Consider the following 16,793-nt stretch of genomic DNA (forward strand, 5'->3'; position numbering starts at 1 on the left):
CCCCCCCCCCCCCCCAACCACCCCCCCCGCGGGGGGGGGGGCCCCCCCCCCCCCCCCGGGCCTCATCCGCCTGCGCCTCGGTCTGCTCCGGGGCGTCGGCCGGCGTGACCGGTGCCGGGGCACAGCTGTAGAGTGCCGCCAGCAGCGCGGCCGCGATCAGGAACTGGAGAACGCGCGAGGGGCAGGTCATGGGAACCGTCGGAGAAGCCTGTGGATAAGCCTTCGGAGTATCCGGCGCCCGTCGCACCCGTGTCAAACGGCGGCGGGACGCTGTGGGTGGTGGCGACGCCGATCGGGAATCTGGCCGATCTGAGCCGCCGGGCGGCCGAGATCCTGGGCGGTGTCGAGTGGGTGGCCGCCGAAGATACGCGGCGCACGGGGCGTCTGCTGGAGCAGTACGGCCTGCGGGCGCGCCTGCTGAGCCTGCACGAGCATAACGAGGCCTCGCGCCTGCCCCGCCTGCTCCGGATCCTGGCGGCCGGCCGGGATGTGGCCCTAGTCAGTGATGCGGGTACGCCGCTGCTCAGCGACCCGGGCGCCCGGCTGGTGGCCGCTGCCGCCGCCGAGGGGGTGCCGGTGTCGCCGGTGCCGGGGGCCTGCAGCGTCACGGCCGCGCTCTCGGTGGCCGGATTCGGGGCGGACCGGTTCGTCTTCGACGGCTTCTTGCCTTCGCGCGATGCCGCCCGGCGCAGCCGGCTGCAGGAGCTGGCGGCCGAGCCGCGGACCGCGGTTTTCTTCGAGGCGCCGCACCGCATCGCCGCCTGCCTTCGCGATCTGGTCGCGATCTGCGGTGGACAGCGCCGGGTCGTGGTGGCGCGGGAGTTGACCAAGGTGCACGAGACGCTGCTGCGCGGTGCGCTGGAGGCGGTCCTGGGGCAGGTGGAGGCGGACAGCAATCAGCAGCGGGGAGAGATCGTCGTGGTCCTTGAGGGGGCGCCGGCGCGGGAGGCAGGCGCCGACGCCGATGACACGCTGCGCGCGCTGCTCGGCGAAGGGGTTCCGGTGAAGCAGGCGGCTCGCGTGGCTGCGCGCCTGACCGGGGGGCGGCGCAACGCCCTATACCAGCGCGCCCTGGAACTCGCCCGGGGCTGAGTCACAGGTCGCGTGGCGGAAAAAAGAGGTGAGTCGGCCTGTAAGCCGGGTTCTGTCGAGGATGGCCATTCCTCTGGGGCGTGCGTCACCGCACGCCTCTAGCGGCCTACCCGGGAGCGGCGCGGGCCACGCCATGGCTCCCCTATTTGGCCTTGCTCCGGGTGGGGTTTACCGTGCCGCGAACCGTTACCGGTCGCGCGGTGCGCTCTTACCGCACCTTTTCACCCTTACCTGTGCCGCCGCCCCGCGGCGGCCATCGGCGGTCTGTTTTCTGTGGCACTTTCCGTGGGCTCACGCCCCCCAGGCGTTACCTGGCACCCTGCCCTGTGGAGCCCGGACTTTCCTCCGTGCCGCGGTGCGGCACAGCGGCCATCCGGCCGACTCCACCCCCATATTACGAACGCGCGCGAGCACGTCAACCCTTCAATGACAGGTAGATACCCAATAGAGCCGATGTGCGTTATTAGCACATGCGGTTAACATCCCGTAAAGCCAGTTATTTGGTTGTCGCATCGGCCGCCCTTCGACTTGAAATCCCGTGCGTAACTTCATGTTTGGCGCCGGGCAGTGCGGCGGTACGGCTGGTTGACGGGGTGTGGGCCCCCTCCTATAGTGTCGCAACGTGGTTAAAAGTGGGATAAAAGGGCACGGCATGGAGCAGCGGGGGGCGCGGTGTTTCGCGGAGTCAACCAACTCAACCTGGATGCCAAGGGGCGGCTAGCCTTCCCGTCCCGGCACCGCGACCGCCTCCTGAGTCACTGCAGCGGCGAGGTAGTGGCAACGATCGACTATCGCGATCGTTGCCTGGTCTTCTACCCGCTGCCCGAGTGGGAAGGGATCGAGCGCAAACTGATCGCCCTGCCGGACCTCCAGCCGAGCGCCAAGCGACTCAAACGCCTTCTGATCGGTCACGCCCAGGAACTCCAGGTTGACGGCAACGGACGCGCCCTGGTCCCCCCGCCGTTGCGTGAATACGCCGGCCTGGAAAAGCGGGTGGTGCTGATCGGGCAGGGCAACAAGTTTGAGCTTTGGGATGAGTCCCTCTGGGAGCAGCGGCGGGCGGATTGGCTGCAGGAGGCGGCCGCGTCGGATGCCGAGCTCCCCGGGGAGCTGGAGAGCCTCGCCCTGTAGATCAGGTCAGGGGGCGTCATGTCCGCAGCGGAGATGCGCGCAGTGGCGGAGCAGAAGCCAACGGCGACGACACACCGGCCGGTCCTCTACGAGGCCGCGCTGGAGGCGCTCGCCGTGCGCCCGGACGGCTGCTATGTGGACGCCACCTACGGTCGTGGCGGCCACGCCCGCGGCATCCTCGAGCGGCTGGGGCCCCGCGGCCAGCTGTGGGTCGCGGATCGCGACCCCGAGGCGCTGGCCCACGCCCGCGAGACCCTATCGGATGACCCCCGCTGTACCGTGCTCGGTGCCGAGCTGGCCGATCTGCCCCGAATGTTGTCCGGGTATGGTCTGACCGCCGGTATCGACGGCCTGCTGGCGGATCTCGGTATCTCGTCGCCGCAGGTTGACAACCCCGACCGCGGTTTCTCGTTTCAGCGGGACGGCCCGCTGGACATGCGCATGGACCCGAGTTCCGGCGAGTCGGCCGCGGCGTTGCTCGAGCGTTTGAGCGTGCGCGAGATCGCCGGGATCCTGCGCCAGCTGGGGGAGGAGCGCCACGCCGGGCGTATCGCCCGTGCCGTCGTCGCTGCCCGCGAGGCCGGTGAGCCGCCGCGCACCACCCTGGCGCTGGCCCGGCTGGTCGAGCAGGCGGTGCCACGCCGCGAGCCCGGGCGCCATCCGGCGACGCGGACCTTCCAGGCCCTGCGCATTGCGGTCAATGACGAACTCGGACAGCTGGACCGCTTCCTCGATGGGGCCATCGACCTGCTCGCCCCCGGCGGGCGACTGGCCGTCATCGCTTTCCACTCCCTGGAAGACCGGCGCGTGAAGCGGTTCATCCGCCGGGCCTCGAGCGTCGGCGATCTGCCGCCGTCGGTGCCGGTGCCGCCGGAAGGCTGTCAGCCCCGTCTGCGGCCGCTGGGACGCGATTTGCGCGCGGGCGACGACGAGGTGGCCGGCAACCCGCGCGCACGCAGTGCGGTGCTGCGCGTAGCGGAGCGGCTGTCATGAGCCGTGCGGTCTGGGGCATGACCGTGCTGGTCCCGGCGGTGGTCGCCAGTGCCATCGGCGTGGTGGCCGTCCAGCACGAGTACCGCGGGGTCTTCGTGACCCTGCAGGACGAACTCGAGCGCAGCGATCGGCTGCGCGAGGAGTGGAGCATGCTGCAGCTTGAGCAGGGGGCGTGGGCCGGGCACAGCCGTCTGGAGCGCGTCGCCGGCGAGGAGCTGGGCATGGCGCTGCCCGAGCGTGACGAGATCATCATCCTGAGGCGCCCTTGAGGTGGCGAGAGTGAGCAGGAACACGCGCCGACAACCCCCGCTTCAGGGGCCGCCACGCTGGCGGCTCTACAGCGTCGTGGTGGTGCTGGCCCTGGCTGCCGGTGCCGTGATCCTGCGCGCCCTGGATCTGCAGGTGATCAACAGCGAGTTCCTGCGCGACGAGGCCGACGCCCGCCACCTGCGTACGGTGAGCATGCCGGCGCACCGCGGGGTGATCACCGATCGCAACGGCGAGCCGCTGGCGATCAGTTCACCGGTAGAGTCGGCCTGGGCCAACCCGGCGGAGCTGCTGGAGGACCGGGGGGCCGTCGCCGCCGTGGCCCAGACCCTCGAGCGTGCTCCGGCCGAGCTGCGCGACTTCCTGCAGGCCCGGGAGGGGCGGCAGTTCGTCTACCTGAGGCGCCACTTGTCCCCACGGGTGGCGGCGCGCATCCAGGAACTGGATGCGCCGGGTGTTCAGCTGCAGCAGGAGTTCCGCCGGTTCTATCCGGCCGGCGAGGTGGCCGCGCAGCTGGTCGGCTTCACGGACATCGATGGTCGTGGGCTGGGCGGCGTCGAGCGCGCCTTTAACGATGCCCTGAGCGGGCGTAGCGGCGCCAAGCGTGTGGTCCGTGATCCCTTCGGGCGCACCATCGAGGATGTCGAGCTGCTGCGCGAGCCGCGCCCCGGCGAGGACATCCGCCTCTCGCTGGACCGGCGCATCCAGTATGTGGCGTACCGCGAACTCAAGCGCGCCGTCCATGGCCACGATGCCGAGGGCGGTGCGGCCGTGGTGCTGGATGCAACCACCGGTGAGGTGCTGGCAATGGTCAGCCAGCCCTCGTTCAATCCCCATCGCCGCTCCGGCGTCGAGGCCGAGCAGCGCCGCAATCGGGCGGTGAGCTGGGCCCAGGAGCCGGGGTCGGTGATCAAGCCGTTCACCATCGCCGCCGCCCTGTCCAGCGGGGCCGTGCGCAGCGGGCAGGAGTTCGATACCGCGCCGGGGACCATGCGCGTGGGGCGGCACACGGTCCGCGATTTCCTCGACTACGGCGAGCTCGACATTGCCGGCGTGCTGCAGAAATCCAGCAACGTGGGCACGGTCAAGATGGCCCTGGAGACCGAGCCGCGGGCCCTCTGGAGCACCCTGGAGGATGTGGGCTTCGGCGAGCGTACCCGCAGCGGCCTGCGCGACGAGGTCGCCGGGCACTTCCTGCCGGCGCCGCCGCGGGGCGACGTGCAGCGCGCTACGCTTTCCTACGGTTACGGCGTGACCGCCACGCCCGTGCAGCTGGCGCGCGCCTACGCCGCGGTGGCCCGCGACGGGGTGATGCGCCCGGTCTCTATTCGCGCCCTGGATGATCCCCCGCAGGGCCGGCAGGTGCTCGACCCGGATCTGGCTGCCGAGCTGCGCGCCATGCTCGAGGCCGTGGTCGAGCCCGGCGGGACCGGCACCCGTGCGGCCATCTCCGGTTACCGGGTGGCCGGCAAGACCGGAACGGTGCTCAAGAGCGGCCCCAGCGGCTATGCCGAGGAGGATTACCTCGCCTCCTTCGTCGGTTTCGCCCCGGCGTCGGACCCGCGGCTGGTCATGGCGGTGACCATCGATCAGCCCCGCGGCGATCTCTACTACGGCGGCCAGGTGGCGGCGCCGGTGTTCTCCCGGGTGATGGGCAGTGCGCTGCGGATGCTCAACGTGCCGCCGGACGATCTCCCGGAGCTCGAGGTGCCCGTCGTCGCCGAGGGGGAGGGGTCATGAGCGCTTTGTCCGCATCCGGGGTCACCCTGCGCTGGCTGTTCGAACCGTGGGTCGGTGGCGAACTCCCGGCGGTTTCGGTCCGCGGGCTGGCCCTCGATACCCGGCGCCTTGAGCCCGGCGCCGTGTTCCTGGCGCTGTCCGGCAGCCGCGAGCACGGACTTGCCTACGTGCCCGCAGCGGTAGCTGCCGGGGCTGCTGCTGTGGCGTGGGATACGGACGACGACGCTGATGCCGCGCCGGCGCGTGCCGCTGCCGAGGCGGCCGGCGTGCCGATGGTCGGTGTGCCGGGCCTGCGCCGATACCTGGGTGCTGTTGCTGCGCGCCTTTACCGGGAGCCATCCCGGGATCTGGATGTCATCGCGGTTACCGGCACCGACGGCAAGACCTCGGTCACCCATTTTATTGCCCAGCTGCTCAGCACCGCCGAGGCGCCCTGGGGCGTGGTCGGAACCCTTGGCCACGGCCTGGTGGACCGGCTGCGCCCGGGTGTGCTGACCACACCGGACGCTGTGGCCCTGCAGGAGGCCTTGGCCGATTGTCGCCAGGCGGGCGCCCGCGGCGTGGCCATGGAGGCTTCCTCCCACGCCCTGGAGCAGGGGCGATTGTCCGCCACAGCGGTGGATCTGGCCGTACTCACCCACTTGGGGCGCGACCACCTGGATTACCACGGCTCGGTCGAGGCGTATGCCGACGCCAAGAGCCGGCTGTTCGAGTTCCCCAGTTTGCGGGCCCAGGTGCTCAACCTGGACGACGAACTCGGCCGGCGCCTGCACGACCGGGCCGCCGGTGCGGTCTTCACCTACAGCGCTGCCGGCGCCGCTGCGGACCTCTCCGCCGAGGCGGTAACCCCGGTGGCCGACGGCGTTCAGCTCACACTCTGTCTGGGCGGGATCCGACGCTCGGTGCGACTGCCCCTGTTCGGGCGCTTCAACGTGGCCAACGTGCTGGCGGCAGTGGCGGCGGCCCTGGCTTTAGGGCGGCCCATGGACGCCGTTCTCGATCGGCTGGCGACGCTGCGTCCGGTGCCGGGGCGGATGGAGCAGTTCCAGGCCGTCGGGGCACCGCTGGTGGTGGTGGACTACGCCCATACACCGGGGGCCCTGGAGCAGGCGCTGAGCGCCCTGCGCGCGCATACCGACGGGCGGCTGTGCGTCGTATTCGGCTGCGGGGGCGAGCGCGACACCGGCAAGCGCCCGCTGATGGGCGAGGTCGCAGCGCGCCTGGCCGACCGGGTGGTGATCACCGATGACAACCCCCGGGGCGAGGATGCCGCCGCCATCCGGGCGTCCGTGGCCGACGGGGCCGGCGAGGCGGCCGAACTGGTGGCGGATCGGGGCGCGGCCATCCGCGAGGCTGTCGCCTGGGGGGGCGCCGGAGATGTGGTCCTGGTCGCCGGCAAGGGCCATGAGACGGACCAGGAAGTGGACGGGCACCGGCTGCCTTTCTCTGACCGTGAGGAGGTGGCGCGGCTGCTCGGCGCTGCCGAGGAGGGTGCATGGACCCGCTGAGCCTGCATCAGGTGGCTGCGCTGACCGGTGCCGAACTCGTCGGTCGTGACGGCGGTGCGACGGTGAACGGTGTTGCGCTGGATAGCCGCCGGTCCGCGCCGGGGACGCTCTTCGTGGCCCTGGCCGGGGCCCGCAGCGATGGCCACGACTTTGCTGCCGACGCCGCGGCGCGGGGCGCCGTGGCGGTCCTCGGGGCTCGGCCGGTGGCGGCGCTGCCCACGCTGGTGGTCGAGGACCCGGCCGCGTCCCTCGCGCTTCTGGGCGCGGAGTGTCGGCGTCGCAGCGGGGCGCGCGTGGTGGCCGTCACCGGCAGCAACGGCAAGACCACGGTCAAGGAACTGCTGGCGGCGATGCTTGCCGAAACCGGTCCGACGCTGGCCACCGAGGGCAACCGGAACAACCTGCTGGGCGTCCCGGAGATGCTCTGCCGGCTTGATGGTGGGCACCGCTACGCCGTCATCGAGATGGGTGCCAACGCACCCGGTGAGATTGCACAGCTCACCGCGTGGGCGCAGCCGGACGTGGGTGTGGTGACCAACGCCGGGCCAGCACACCTGGAGGGCTTCGGCTCGCTCAACGGAGTCGCCCGCGCCAAGGGCGAACTCTTTGAGGGGCTGCCCGGCCACGGCGTTGCCGTGATCCATGCCGACGACGACTACAGCGGCCTGTGGCGGGAGCTGGCCGGCGCGCGGCGCTGCCTGACCTTCGGCGCCGAGACCGGTCAGATCCGCTACCGGGGGCGGGGCAGCCGGCTCGAGCTGGATCTCGGAGGCGGCTGGACGGCAGCGCCGACGCCGCTGCTCGGTCGCCACAACGCCCAGAACATCGCCGCCGCCGCGGCCTGCGCCGCCGCGCTCGAGGTGCCGGCCCGGACCATCCTGGAGCGGGTGGCGGCCGCCGCGGCCGTGCCGGGGCGGCTGCAGCTGCGCTGGGGGTGTCACGGGGGGTGGCTGGTGGATGATACCTACAACGCCAACCCGGCAAGCCTGCAGGCCGCCATCGATACGGTCACGGAGTTCGGCGGTGCGCCCTGGCTGCTCCTCGGGGCCATGGGCGAGCTCGGCCGGGAGGCGGCGGACTGGCATCGCCGCGCCGGGCAACGGGCGCGGGCTGCCGGGATCCAGCGGCTTTGGACCCTGGGCGGGGCCGCTGCCCCGGCTGCCGAGGGCTTCGGGGTTGGCGGGCGCTGTTTTGACGACGCCTCGGCGCTGATCGAGGCGTGCCGGGCCGAGATGCCCGCCGATGCAGTGGTGCTGGTGAAGGGGTCGCGCTCCGCCGCCATGGAGCACGTGGCGGCAGGCCTGGCCGCGGAAGAATCGACAACGGAAGGGGGGGATCGCTAGGTGCTCTACCACTTGGCCATGGTGCTGGAGACGTTCTACTCGGGATTCAACGTCTTCCAGTACATTACGTTCCGGACCATCCTCGGGGTGCTCACGGCCCTGGGGATCGCGCTGATGATCGGCCCTGCGGTGATCCAGCGCCTGGTGCTCCACCAGGTCGGACAGCAGGTCCGGGACGATGGCCCGCAGACGCACCTGGAGAAGGCGGGCACCCCCACCATGGGCGGCGCGCTGATCCTCGTCGCCATCGCGGTGTCTACCCTGCTCTGGGCGGATCTGACCAATCGCTACGTCTGGGTGGTCCTGCTGGTGACCCTCGCCTTCGGCGTGATCGGCGGGGTCGACGACGCCCTCAAGCTGGCCCGGCAGGACAGCCAGGGGCTGCGCGCCCGGACCAAGTTCTCGCTGCAGATGCTCGCGGCCCTGGCGGCAAGCACGTTCCTGTTCGCCACCGCCGCCGACCCGGTGGAGACCAGCCTGGTGCTGCCGCTGGTCAAGGAGTGGGTCTTCCCGCTAGGTATCGGGTTCATCGCGCTGGCAACGCTGGTGATCGTGGGCAGCTCCAACGCCGTCAACCTCACCGACGGGCTCGATGGCCTGGCCATCATGCCTACGGTGCTGGTGGCCACCGGCCTGGCGGTCTTCGCCTACGCCAGCGGGCACCACATCTTCGCCGAGTACCTCGGGATCCCGTCAGTGCCCGGGGTAGGGGAGCTGGTGATCTTCTGTGGCGCCATCGTCGGCGCCGGACTCGGGTTCCTCTGGTACAACACCTACCCGGCCCAGGTGTTCATGGGCGACGTGGGCGCCCTGGCCCTCGGCGCCGCCCTGGGCGTGGTGGCCGTGGCCGTCCGCCAGGAGATCGTTCTGTTCATCATGGGTGGCATCTTCGTCATGGAGACGGTCTCCGTGATGATCCAGGTCCTCTCCTACAAGCTGACCGGGCGGCGCGTGTTCCGCATGGCGCCGCTGCACCACCACTACGAACTCAAGGGCTGGCCCGAGCCGCGGGTGATCGTCCGCTTCTGGATCATCACCGTGGTCCTGGTCCTGATCGGTCTGGCGATGTTGAAGGTGCGCTAATGGCAGCAGGCGACCGCCATCACGGATATACCGCCGTCGCCGGCCTCGGTGCCACGGGGATGGCCTGCGTGCGCCATCTGCGCGCCCGTGGCGAGGCGGTCGTGGTGGTGGATAGCCGCAGCGAGCCGCCCCGCCTGGGGCAGCTGCAGGCCGAGCACCCCGAGGTCCAGGTGGTGACCGGGGGGCTGGATCGGGAAACCCTGCTCGGCGCGGTTCGGGTGGTGGCCAGTCCGGGGCTCGATCTGCGTCACGGGGTTTGGGCCGAGTTGCGCGCCGCCGGGCGGCCGGTGGTGGGCGAGCTGACCCTGTTCGCCGAGGCGGTGAACGCGCCGGTCTGCGCGGTGACTGGGTCCAACGGCAAGAGCACCGTGGTCAGCCTGCTCGGCGAAATGGCCCGGGCCGCCGGGCTCGACGTCGCCGTGGGTGGCAATTTGGGGACGCCGGCGCTGGAGCTGCTGACCCGGGCGCCGGCCGATGGCTATGTGCTGGAGGTGTCGAGCTTCCAGCTGGAAGCGTGCCCCGGGTTTCAGGCCGACGTGGCGGCGGTGCTCAATGTCAGCGCCGATCACATGGACCGCTATGACCGCCTTGCTGACTACGCGGCGGTCAAGGCGCGGCTGCTCGAGGGGGTCGGGACAGCGGTACTCAACGCCGAGGATCCACATCTGGCCGAGCTGGGACGCCAGGCCGGCACGGTGCGCCGCTTCGCGATCGACCGGCCGGCCGACTACCACCTGCTCGAGCGGGACGGCGGTACCTGGCTCGCCGTCGCCGGTCGGCCGCGGGTGGCCGCCGATGCGCTTCCCGTGCCCGGTCGCGCCCACTGCGCCAATGCGCTGGCCGCTATGGCCCTGGCCGACGCCTTGGGGATCCCGGAAGCCGCGCAGTGCAAGGCCTTGAAGGCCTTTGCCGGACTGCCGCACCGCATGGAGCCGGTGGGCGAGTGGTGCGGGGTGCGCTGGATCAACGACTCCAAGGCGACCAATGTCGGTGCTGCCGTGGCTGCCATCAGCGGCCTGCAGCGGCCGGTGGTGCTGATCGCCGGCGGGCAGGGCAAGGGTGCGGATTTCCGGCCGCTGGGCCGGGTCTGTGCCGAATCGGCGCGGGCCGTCATCCTCGTGGGCGAGGACGCGCCGGCTATCGAGGCGGCCATCGCCGGCCGCGTGCCCATTGAGCGGGTCGGCGGCATGACCGCTGCCGTGGCGGCCGCCGCCCGCTGGGCCGAGCCGGGTGACGCCGTTCTGCTGGCGCCGGCGTGCGCCAGCTTTGATGCCTACAGCGGCTTCGAGGCACGCGGCGAGGCGTTCCGCGACGCCGTTCGCGGGGAGGTGGCCCATGGCTGAGATGACCGCAGGCGTTGCCGAACGCGGTACGCGGCTGCCGCTGTGGCCAAGCCTGGACCAGCGGCTGGTCTGGGTGGTGGCGGCTACGGCGCTGCTCGGCCTGGTCATGGTCGCTTCGGCCTCGATTTCCATGGCCGAGCAGGCCACCGGGGATCCGTTCTACTTCTTCAAGCGCCAGGTCTTCTTCGCCCTGCTCGGCCTGGGCATGGTCCTGGCCCTCCTGCAGGTCCCGCTGGCCACCTGGGAGCGGGCCGGCCCGGGGCTCCTGCTCGTCGCGCTGGGGTTGCTCGTGCTGGTGCTGATCCCCGGTGTGGGGCGCGAGGTCAATGGTGCCGTGCGCTGGATCCCGCTGGGCGTGTTCAACCTGCAGGTCGCCGAGGTGGTCAAGGTGCTGCTGGCCCTCTATCTCGCCGGTTTCCTGGTGCGCCGACAGCAGCAGCTGCGCACCTCCATGGCTGCCTTCCTGGTCCCGGTGCTGGTTTCGGCGGCGTGTGCCTTCCTGCTGCTGCGGCAGCCCGATTTCGGCACCGCGCTGATGCTCATGGCGCTGGCGGTGGGTCTGCTCTACCTGGCGGGCGCGCCGTTGTGGCGGTTCGTCACCCTGGTGGGGGTGCTGGCGGCGGCGGCCGCCGCCCTGGTGGTCTACTCGCCCTACCGCTGGCAGCGGGTGACCGCCTTCATGGATCCCTGGTCCGATCCGTTCAATACCGGATTCCAGCTCACCCAGTCGCTGATCGCCATCGGCCGCGGAGACTGGCTGGGTGTGGGGCTCGGCGGCAGCGTGCAGAAGCTCTTCTACCTGCCCGAGGCGCACACCGATTTCGTCTTCTCGGTGCTGGCCGAGGAGCTGGGCTGGATCGGCGTGGTCGTGGTGGTCCTGCTCTTCGCCTACATCGTCTGGCGGGCCATGGCCATGGGCTGGCTGTGCCACCGCCACCGACTGCCCTTCGCCGGTTACCTGGCCTGGGCGGTGGGGCTGGCCATCGGCCTGCAGGCGTTCATCAATATGGGGGTGGCCACCGGGCTGCTGCCGACCAAGGGCCTGACCTTGCCGCTGTTCAGCTACGGCGGCAGCAGCGCCCTGGCGACGGGCGCCATGATTGGGCTGCTGCTGCGCTGTGGCTACGAGTTGGCCGAGGCGCGGGCCGAGGGGCGCCGTCCCGAGGAGGAGCCGTCATGACCGCGCTGACCGTGGCCATCGCCGCCGGTGGCACCGGCGGGCATGTCTACCCCGGCCTGGCGGTGGCCGAGCTGCTGCGCGAGCGTGGCCACCGGGTGGTCTGGCTCGGGACGCGCAGCGGCCTGGAGGGCCGCGTCGTGCCCGCCGCCGGGGTCGAGGCCGAGTGGCTGGAGATCCAGGGGCTGCGCGGCAAGGGGCTGGCCGCGCAGCTCCGGCTGCCCTGGCGGCTGGGGCGCGCGGTGGCGGTTGCCGGGGCCGCGTTGCGTCGCCGGCGTCCGGATGTGGTCCTCGGTATGGGCGGCTACGTGGCCGGGCCGGTCGGGTTGGCCGCCCGGCTCACCGGGCGGCCGCTGGTGATCCACGAGCAGAACGCCCGGGCCGGGCTGACCAATCGCTTCCTGGCTCGCCTCGGGCGCCGCGTGCTGACCGGGTTCCCCGATACCCTGGGGGCGCGGGGCGAGTGGGTGGGCAATCCCATCCGCACAAGCATCCACGGGCTGGAGGCGCCGCGATCCCGTTACGCCGGGCGCCCGGACGCGCCGCGGGTTCTGGTGCTCGGCGGCAGCCAGGGGGCGCGGACCCTGAACCGTTTCGTCCCGAAAGCGCTGGCCGGCCTCGACAGGCCGCGGCCGCAGGTGCTGCATCAGGCCGGCGAGCTCACCCTGGAGGAGGCGCGCACCGGGTATCGGCAGCTGGGCCTGGACGCGGAGGTGGTGCCGTTCATCGAGGACATGGCCGGCGCCTATGCCTGGGCGGATCTGGTGGTGGCCCGCGCCGGTGCCCTGACCGTGGCCGAGCTGGCCGCGGCCGGGGTGCCGGCCGTGCTGGTGCCGCTCCCCTGGGCGGTGGACGACCACCAGACGGCCAACGCCGAGCTGCTGTGCGCCGCCGGCGCAGCCCGGTGTCTGCCTGAGGGCGACGTGGAGCAGGGGGCGCTGGGTGCGGTGCTTGCCGATCTGCTCGCCGACCGTGAACGCCTGGCGGGGATGGGGGAGGCGGCTCGCGACGTGGCGCGCCCGGATGCCACCGACCGCGTGGCGACGATCTGTGAGGAGGTGGCCCATGGCTGATGCAGTCCCTGCACGCGAGCCGCGTTTCGCCGCGCCGGCCGATGGCCGTGGCGCCTTCGGCCGGGTGCGCCGCATCCACTTCGTGGGCATCGGCGGGGCCGGGATGGGTGGCATCGCCGAGGTGTTGCACAACCTCGGCTTCACCATCACCGGATCCGACGTCAAGTCGGGCGCCGTGGTGGAGCGCCTGCTCGGTCTCGGGGTGGCGGTGCGGATCGGCCACGATCCGGGCCATGTCGAGGGCGTGGACGCGGTCGTGGTCTCCACTGCTGTCACCGAGGAGAACCCCGAGGTGCAGGCGGCGCGCCAGCAGCGCATCCCGGTGGTGCCGCGGGCCGAGATGCTCGCCGAGCTGATGCGCTTCCGTCACGGTGTGGCGGTGGCCGGCACCCACGGCAAGACGACGACGACCTCCCTGCTGGCCAGCTGCTTGGCCGAGGGCGGGTTGGATCCGACCTTCGTCATCGGCGGGCGGTTGATCAGTGCCGGGGCGCACGCGCGCCTGGGTGCCGGGCCCTACCTGGTGGCCGAGGCCGACGAGAGCGACGCCTCGTTCCTTCATCTCAAGCCGATGATGGCGGCGGTGACCAACGTGGACGCCGACCACCTGGGCACCTACGGCGGTGATTTCGACGCCCTGCGCCGGACCTTCATCGAGTTCCTGCACCATCTGCCGTTCTACGGCCTGGCGGTGCTCTGCATCGACGACCCGGAGGTGCGCCGGCTGCGCGAAGAGATCGGCCGGCCGGTTCTGACTTACGGCTTCTCCGCGGATGCCGACGTGCGGGTCAGTGCCCTGGAGGCCGACGGCCATCGCACCCGGTTCCGGGTCGAGGAGGGCGATGACGCCGCCTTCGCCGTGGAGCTGAGCCTGCCCGGACGGCACAACGTGCTCAATGCCACCGCTGCCATCGCCCTGGCCCGAGAGCTGGGGGTGGATGTGGCGGCAATCCAGCGGGCGCTGTCCGGCTTCCAGGGTATCGGCCGGCGCTTCCAGGTTTATCCCGACATCCCGCTCGCCGGGGGGGCGGCGGCGCTGGTCGATGACTACGCCCATCATCCCCGGGAGCTGGAGGCGACCCTGGAGGCGGCCCGCGCCGCCTGGCCGGAGCGGCGCCTGGTGGTGGTCTTCCAGCCGCACCGCTACACCCGCACGCGGGAGCTTTTCGACGATTTCGCGCGGGTGCTCAGTGGCACCGACGCGCTGGTGCTCACCGAGGTCTATGCCGCCGGCGAGGCGCGTTTGCCCGGCGCCGACGGCCGGGCGCTGGCCTCGGCGGTGCGCGATCGCGGCGGTGCGCAGCCGATCTTCGCAGACAGCCTGGACGAGGTGCCGGGGCTGCTGGCCGGGCTGCTGCGCGATAACGACGTGGTGCTGACCCTGGGTGCCGGCAGCATCGGTGGGCTCCCGGCGCGCCTGGGCGCCGGCCCGGCGGCGGGAGGTGCGGCGTGAGCGCGGCGGTCGAGCGGCGGCGGATCCGGCCCGGCGAGTGGCGCGAGCAGGAGCCGCTGGCCGGCTACACCACCTGGCGGGTTGGTGGGCCGGCGCGTCGGCTCTGCTGTCCGGCCGGCCGCGACGGGCTGATCGACTGCCTGGCGCGCCTGCCAGCCGACGAGCCGCTGCTCTGGTGTGGTCTGGGCAGCAACCTGCTGGTCCGCGATGGTGGCGTGGCAGGGACGGTCGTCCTGACCCAGGGCGGGTTGGACGAGCTGGTGGTGGGGGCGCATGGCCGGGTCCACGCGGAAGCCGGCGTGGCGTGCGGTCGCCTGGCTCGGGCGGCAGTCCGGGAGGGGCTGGCCGGGCTCGAGTTCCTGGCCGGTATCCCGGGCACCGTGGGAGGGGCCCTGGCCCTCAATGCCGGCGCCTGGGGCGGCGAGACTTGGGAGCGCGTGGTCGAGGTCGAGACCATCGATCGCCAGGGGCACATCCGGCGGCGGGCTCCGGCCGATTTCCGGATCGGCTATCGCAGTGTGGCCGGCCCCGCCGGCGAGTGGTTCCTAGCCGCGACCTGGGAACTGCCCCCCGCCGATGCGCAGGTGCTCCGCGAGCGGGTGCGGGCGCTGCTGCAGCATCGCAACGCCGTGCAGCCAGTGGGGCAGCCCACTTGCGGTTCGGTCTTCCGCAATCCCACGGGGGATGCGGCCGGGCGGCTGATTGAGGAGGCCGGTTTGAAGGGGGCGCGGCGCGGCGGTGCCCGGGTCTCCGAGCGCCACGCCAATTTCATCATCAACGAGGGTGGCAGTGCGGCGGATATCGAGGGGCTCATGGCGCAGGTCCGGGAGCGGGTTGCTGTGGTGCACGGTGTATGGCTGGAACCCGAGGTTCATGTGATCGGGGAGGTGCGGCCATGACTGGTATCCCGGATCCGCAGCGGGTCGGTCGCGTGGCGGTGCTCATGGGGGGCACTTCCGCCGAGCGGGACATCTCCCTGCGCAGTGGCGGGGCGGTGCTCGCCGCGCTGCAGCGCCGCGGCTACGACGCCGAGGCCTACGACCCCCGTGACCGCGCCCTGGAGGGGCTGCGGGGCTACGACGTGGTCTTCATCGCCCTGCATGGGCGGGGGGGTGAGGACGGTACGGTACAGGGGCTGCTGGAGCTGCTCGGGGTGCCGTACACCGGCAGCGGTGTCCTCGGCTCGGCGCTGGGCATGGACAAGTGGCGCTGCAAACGGCTCTGGCAGGGTAGTGGACTGCCCACGCCGGCGGGTCAGCTGCTCACCAGCGAGTCTCCGGTGCTGGCCGAGGGGCTGGCGTATCCGGTGATCGTCAAGCCGGTCCGGGAAGGGTCGAGTCTGGGCATGACCCGGGTTGACGGGCCGGCGCAGCTGGCCGAGGCCTACCGGGCAGCGGCGGCCTACGACGATACAGTCCTCGCGGAGCAGTGGGTCGAGGGCGAGGAGTACACCGTGGCGCTGCTCGGCGATCGGGCGTTGCCGTCGATCCGGCTGGAGACATCCCACGCCTTCTTCGACTACGCCGCCAAGTACCAGGCCGACGATACCGGGCACCACTGCCCGAGCGGTCTGGGTGCGGACGAGGAGGCGGAGCTCGGCGCGCTGTGTCGCGAGGCCTTTTCCGCCAGCGGCGGCAACGGTTGGGGGCGGGTGGATGTCATGCGGGATGCCGACGGACGCTGGTGGCTGTTGGAGGTGAACACCATCCCGGGCATGACGGATCACTCGCTGGTCCCGATCGCTGCGGCGCAGGCCGGTATCGGTTTCGATGAGCTGGTGGCTCGCATTCTCGGGGAGGCGTTGCCGTGAGCCGCGAAGACTGGAGAGACCTGCTGGGCCGGCAGCCTACGCGCCGCAAGCGGGTCGGCGCCCCGGGGCTGCGGGGCTGGCTCTGGGGTGGAGCGGTGGCGCTGTTGGCCACCGGCGCTGCCGGTATGGCCACCGTGGCGCTTCAGGAGGGGCGGATTCTGCCCCTGGAGCGGGTGGAACTGAGCGCCGCGCCGGAGCGCGTGGCGGACGATGACTTGCGCCAGGCGCTGGCACCGCACTTGCACAGGAGTGTGCTGGGGGTGGATGTGCGCGGCGCCCGGGACGCCCTGGAGGCGCTGCCCTGGGTGGCGGGTGCCGAGGTGCGCCGGGCCTGGCCGGGGCGGATCCAAGTGACCTTGCGTGAGCGCGAGCCGCTGGCGCGCTGGGGAGAGCAGGCGCTGGTCGACCGCGACGGCGAGCGGTTCGAGCCGCGGCCGGCGAGCATCCCGGAGGGGCTCCCGGTGCTGCGCGGTCCGGACGGCAGCGAGGGTGAGATGGCCGGCTTGTTCAGGGAGGTGCAGCAACGACTCGCTGAGCGCGGTGTCAACCTGGTGGCGCTCGGTCTTTCGCCCCGGGGGTCCTGGAGCGCGCGGCTGGAGGGCGGCATTGAGATGGCCCTGGGCCGGCAGCACCCGGGCGAGCGCGTGGAGCGCTTCGCCGCCGTGCTGCCGGCCTTGGAAGAACGACAAGAGGCCCCGATGGAGCGGGTCGATCTGCGCTACCCCAACGGCTTTGCCGTGGCTTGGGGTGCGGCAGACGAAGCGGACTGAAGGCGGAGCA

General features: G+C 71.8%; 15 protein-coding genes and 1 other RNA gene. 15 read left to right on the forward strand and 1 reads right to left on the reverse strand.

What is annotated here, in order from left to right; translation table 11 throughout:
* Nucleotides 1-210 precede the first annotated feature (210 nt).
* Nucleotides 211-1,092: a 16S rRNA (cytidine(1402)-2'-O)-methyltransferase gene (gene rsmI, locus LRG10_RS11320; RefSeq protein WP_201172492.1), complete on the forward strand. Its 882-nt coding sequence runs from the start codon at nt 211-213 to the stop codon at nt 1,090-1,092.
* Between the two features lie 25 nt (nt 1,093-1,117).
* Here rsmI and rnpB read toward each other — a convergent pair.
* Nucleotides 1,118-1,477, reverse strand: an RNA gene (rnpB, locus tag LRG10_RS11325) — RNase P RNA component class A.
* A gap of 287 nt (nt 1,478-1,764) precedes the next feature.
* Between rnpB and mraZ the strand changes: the two genes are divergently transcribed.
* Genes mraZ through LRG10_RS11395 form a run of 14 tightly spaced genes read left to right on the forward strand, consistent with a single transcriptional unit; the run spans nt 1,765 to nt 16,783 of the window.
* Nucleotides 1,765-2,223 (forward strand): division/cell wall cluster transcriptional repressor MraZ, encoded by a 459-nt coding sequence (gene mraZ / locus LRG10_RS11330; protein WP_238635635.1) that lies wholly within the window; start codon nt 1,765-1,767, stop codon nt 2,221-2,223.
* A gap of 18 nt (nt 2,224-2,241) precedes the next feature.
* Nucleotides 2,242-3,216 (forward strand): 16S rRNA (cytosine(1402)-N(4))-methyltransferase RsmH, encoded by a 975-nt coding sequence (rsmH, locus tag LRG10_RS11335; protein WP_238635636.1) that lies wholly within the window; start codon nt 2,242-2,244, stop codon nt 3,214-3,216.
* Nucleotides 3,213-3,485, forward strand: coding sequence for a cell division protein FtsL (gene ftsL / locus LRG10_RS11340; RefSeq protein WP_201172482.1), 273 nt, complete (start codon nt 3,213-3,215; stop codon nt 3,483-3,485). Before rsmH ends, ftsL begins: the two co-directional genes overlap by 4 nt.
* Before the next feature lie 10 nt (nt 3,486-3,495).
* Nucleotides 3,496-5,223, forward strand: a complete 1,728-nt coding sequence (locus LRG10_RS11345) for a penicillin-binding protein 2 (RefSeq protein WP_238635637.1) — start codon at nt 3,496-3,498, stop codon at nt 5,221-5,223.
* On the forward strand, nt 5,220-6,731 hold the full coding sequence (locus LRG10_RS11350; protein WP_238635638.1) for a UDP-N-acetylmuramoyl-L-alanyl-D-glutamate--2,6-diaminopimelate ligase: 1,512 nt from the start codon (nt 5,220-5,222) through the stop codon (nt 6,729-6,731). Before LRG10_RS11345 ends, LRG10_RS11350 begins: the two co-directional genes overlap by 4 nt.
* Nucleotides 6,719-8,074 carry a UDP-N-acetylmuramoyl-tripeptide--D-alanyl-D-alanine ligase gene (murF, locus tag LRG10_RS11355; protein WP_201172468.1) on the forward strand — a complete coding sequence of 452 codons (1,356 nt, stop codon included), beginning with the start codon at nt 6,719-6,721 and terminating at the stop codon, nt 8,072-8,074. The genes LRG10_RS11350 and murF overlap by 13 nt, the downstream gene beginning before the upstream one ends.
* Nucleotides 8,075-9,157 (forward strand): phospho-N-acetylmuramoyl-pentapeptide-transferase, encoded by a 1,083-nt coding sequence (gene mraY, locus LRG10_RS11360; protein ID WP_304118308.1) that lies wholly within the window; start codon nt 8,075-8,077, stop codon nt 9,155-9,157.
* Nucleotides 9,157-10,500 carry a UDP-N-acetylmuramoyl-L-alanine--D-glutamate ligase gene (gene murD, locus LRG10_RS11365; RefSeq protein WP_201172466.1) on the forward strand — a complete coding sequence of 448 codons (1,344 nt, stop codon included), beginning with the start codon at nt 9,157-9,159 and terminating at the stop codon, nt 10,498-10,500. The genes mraY and murD overlap by 1 nt, the downstream gene beginning before the upstream one ends.
* On the forward strand, nt 10,493-11,680 hold the full coding sequence (gene ftsW, locus LRG10_RS11370; protein WP_201172464.1) for a putative lipid II flippase FtsW: 1,188 nt from the start codon (nt 10,493-10,495) through the stop codon (nt 11,678-11,680). Before murD ends, ftsW begins: the two co-directional genes overlap by 8 nt.
* The gene (murG, locus tag LRG10_RS11375) at nt 11,677-12,750 is read left to right on the forward strand and encodes an undecaprenyldiphospho-muramoylpentapeptide beta-N-acetylglucosaminyltransferase (protein WP_238635639.1); all 1,074 of its coding nucleotides are present in this window, start codon (nt 11,677-11,679) and stop codon (nt 12,748-12,750) included. Before ftsW ends, murG begins: the two co-directional genes overlap by 4 nt.
* The gene (gene murC, locus LRG10_RS11380; protein WP_201172460.1) at nt 12,743-14,203 is read left to right on the forward strand and encodes a UDP-N-acetylmuramate--L-alanine ligase; all 1,461 of its coding nucleotides are present in this window, start codon (nt 12,743-12,745) and stop codon (nt 14,201-14,203) included. Before murG ends, murC begins: the two co-directional genes overlap by 8 nt.
* Nucleotides 14,200-15,102 (forward strand): UDP-N-acetylmuramate dehydrogenase, encoded by a 903-nt coding sequence (gene murB, locus LRG10_RS11385; RefSeq protein WP_238635640.1) that lies wholly within the window; start codon nt 14,200-14,202, stop codon nt 15,100-15,102. The genes murC and murB overlap by 4 nt, the downstream gene beginning before the upstream one ends.
* Entirely contained in the window at nt 15,099-16,013 is a 915-nt protein-coding gene (locus LRG10_RS11390) for a D-alanine--D-alanine ligase (protein ID WP_201172454.1), read from the forward strand. The genes murB and LRG10_RS11390 overlap by 4 nt, the downstream gene beginning before the upstream one ends.
* On the forward strand, nt 16,010-16,783 hold the full coding sequence (locus LRG10_RS11395; protein WP_238633879.1) for a cell division protein FtsQ/DivIB: 774 nt from the start codon (nt 16,010-16,012) through the stop codon (nt 16,781-16,783). Before LRG10_RS11390 ends, LRG10_RS11395 begins: the two co-directional genes overlap by 4 nt.
* Nucleotides 16,784-16,793: the final 10 nt, after the last annotated feature.

It is taken from the genome of Halorhodospira sp. 9628 (assembly GCF_022228075.1).
Taxonomy (GTDB): Bacteria; Pseudomonadota; Gammaproteobacteria; order Nitrococcales; family Halorhodospiraceae; genus Halorhodospira; species Halorhodospira halophila_A.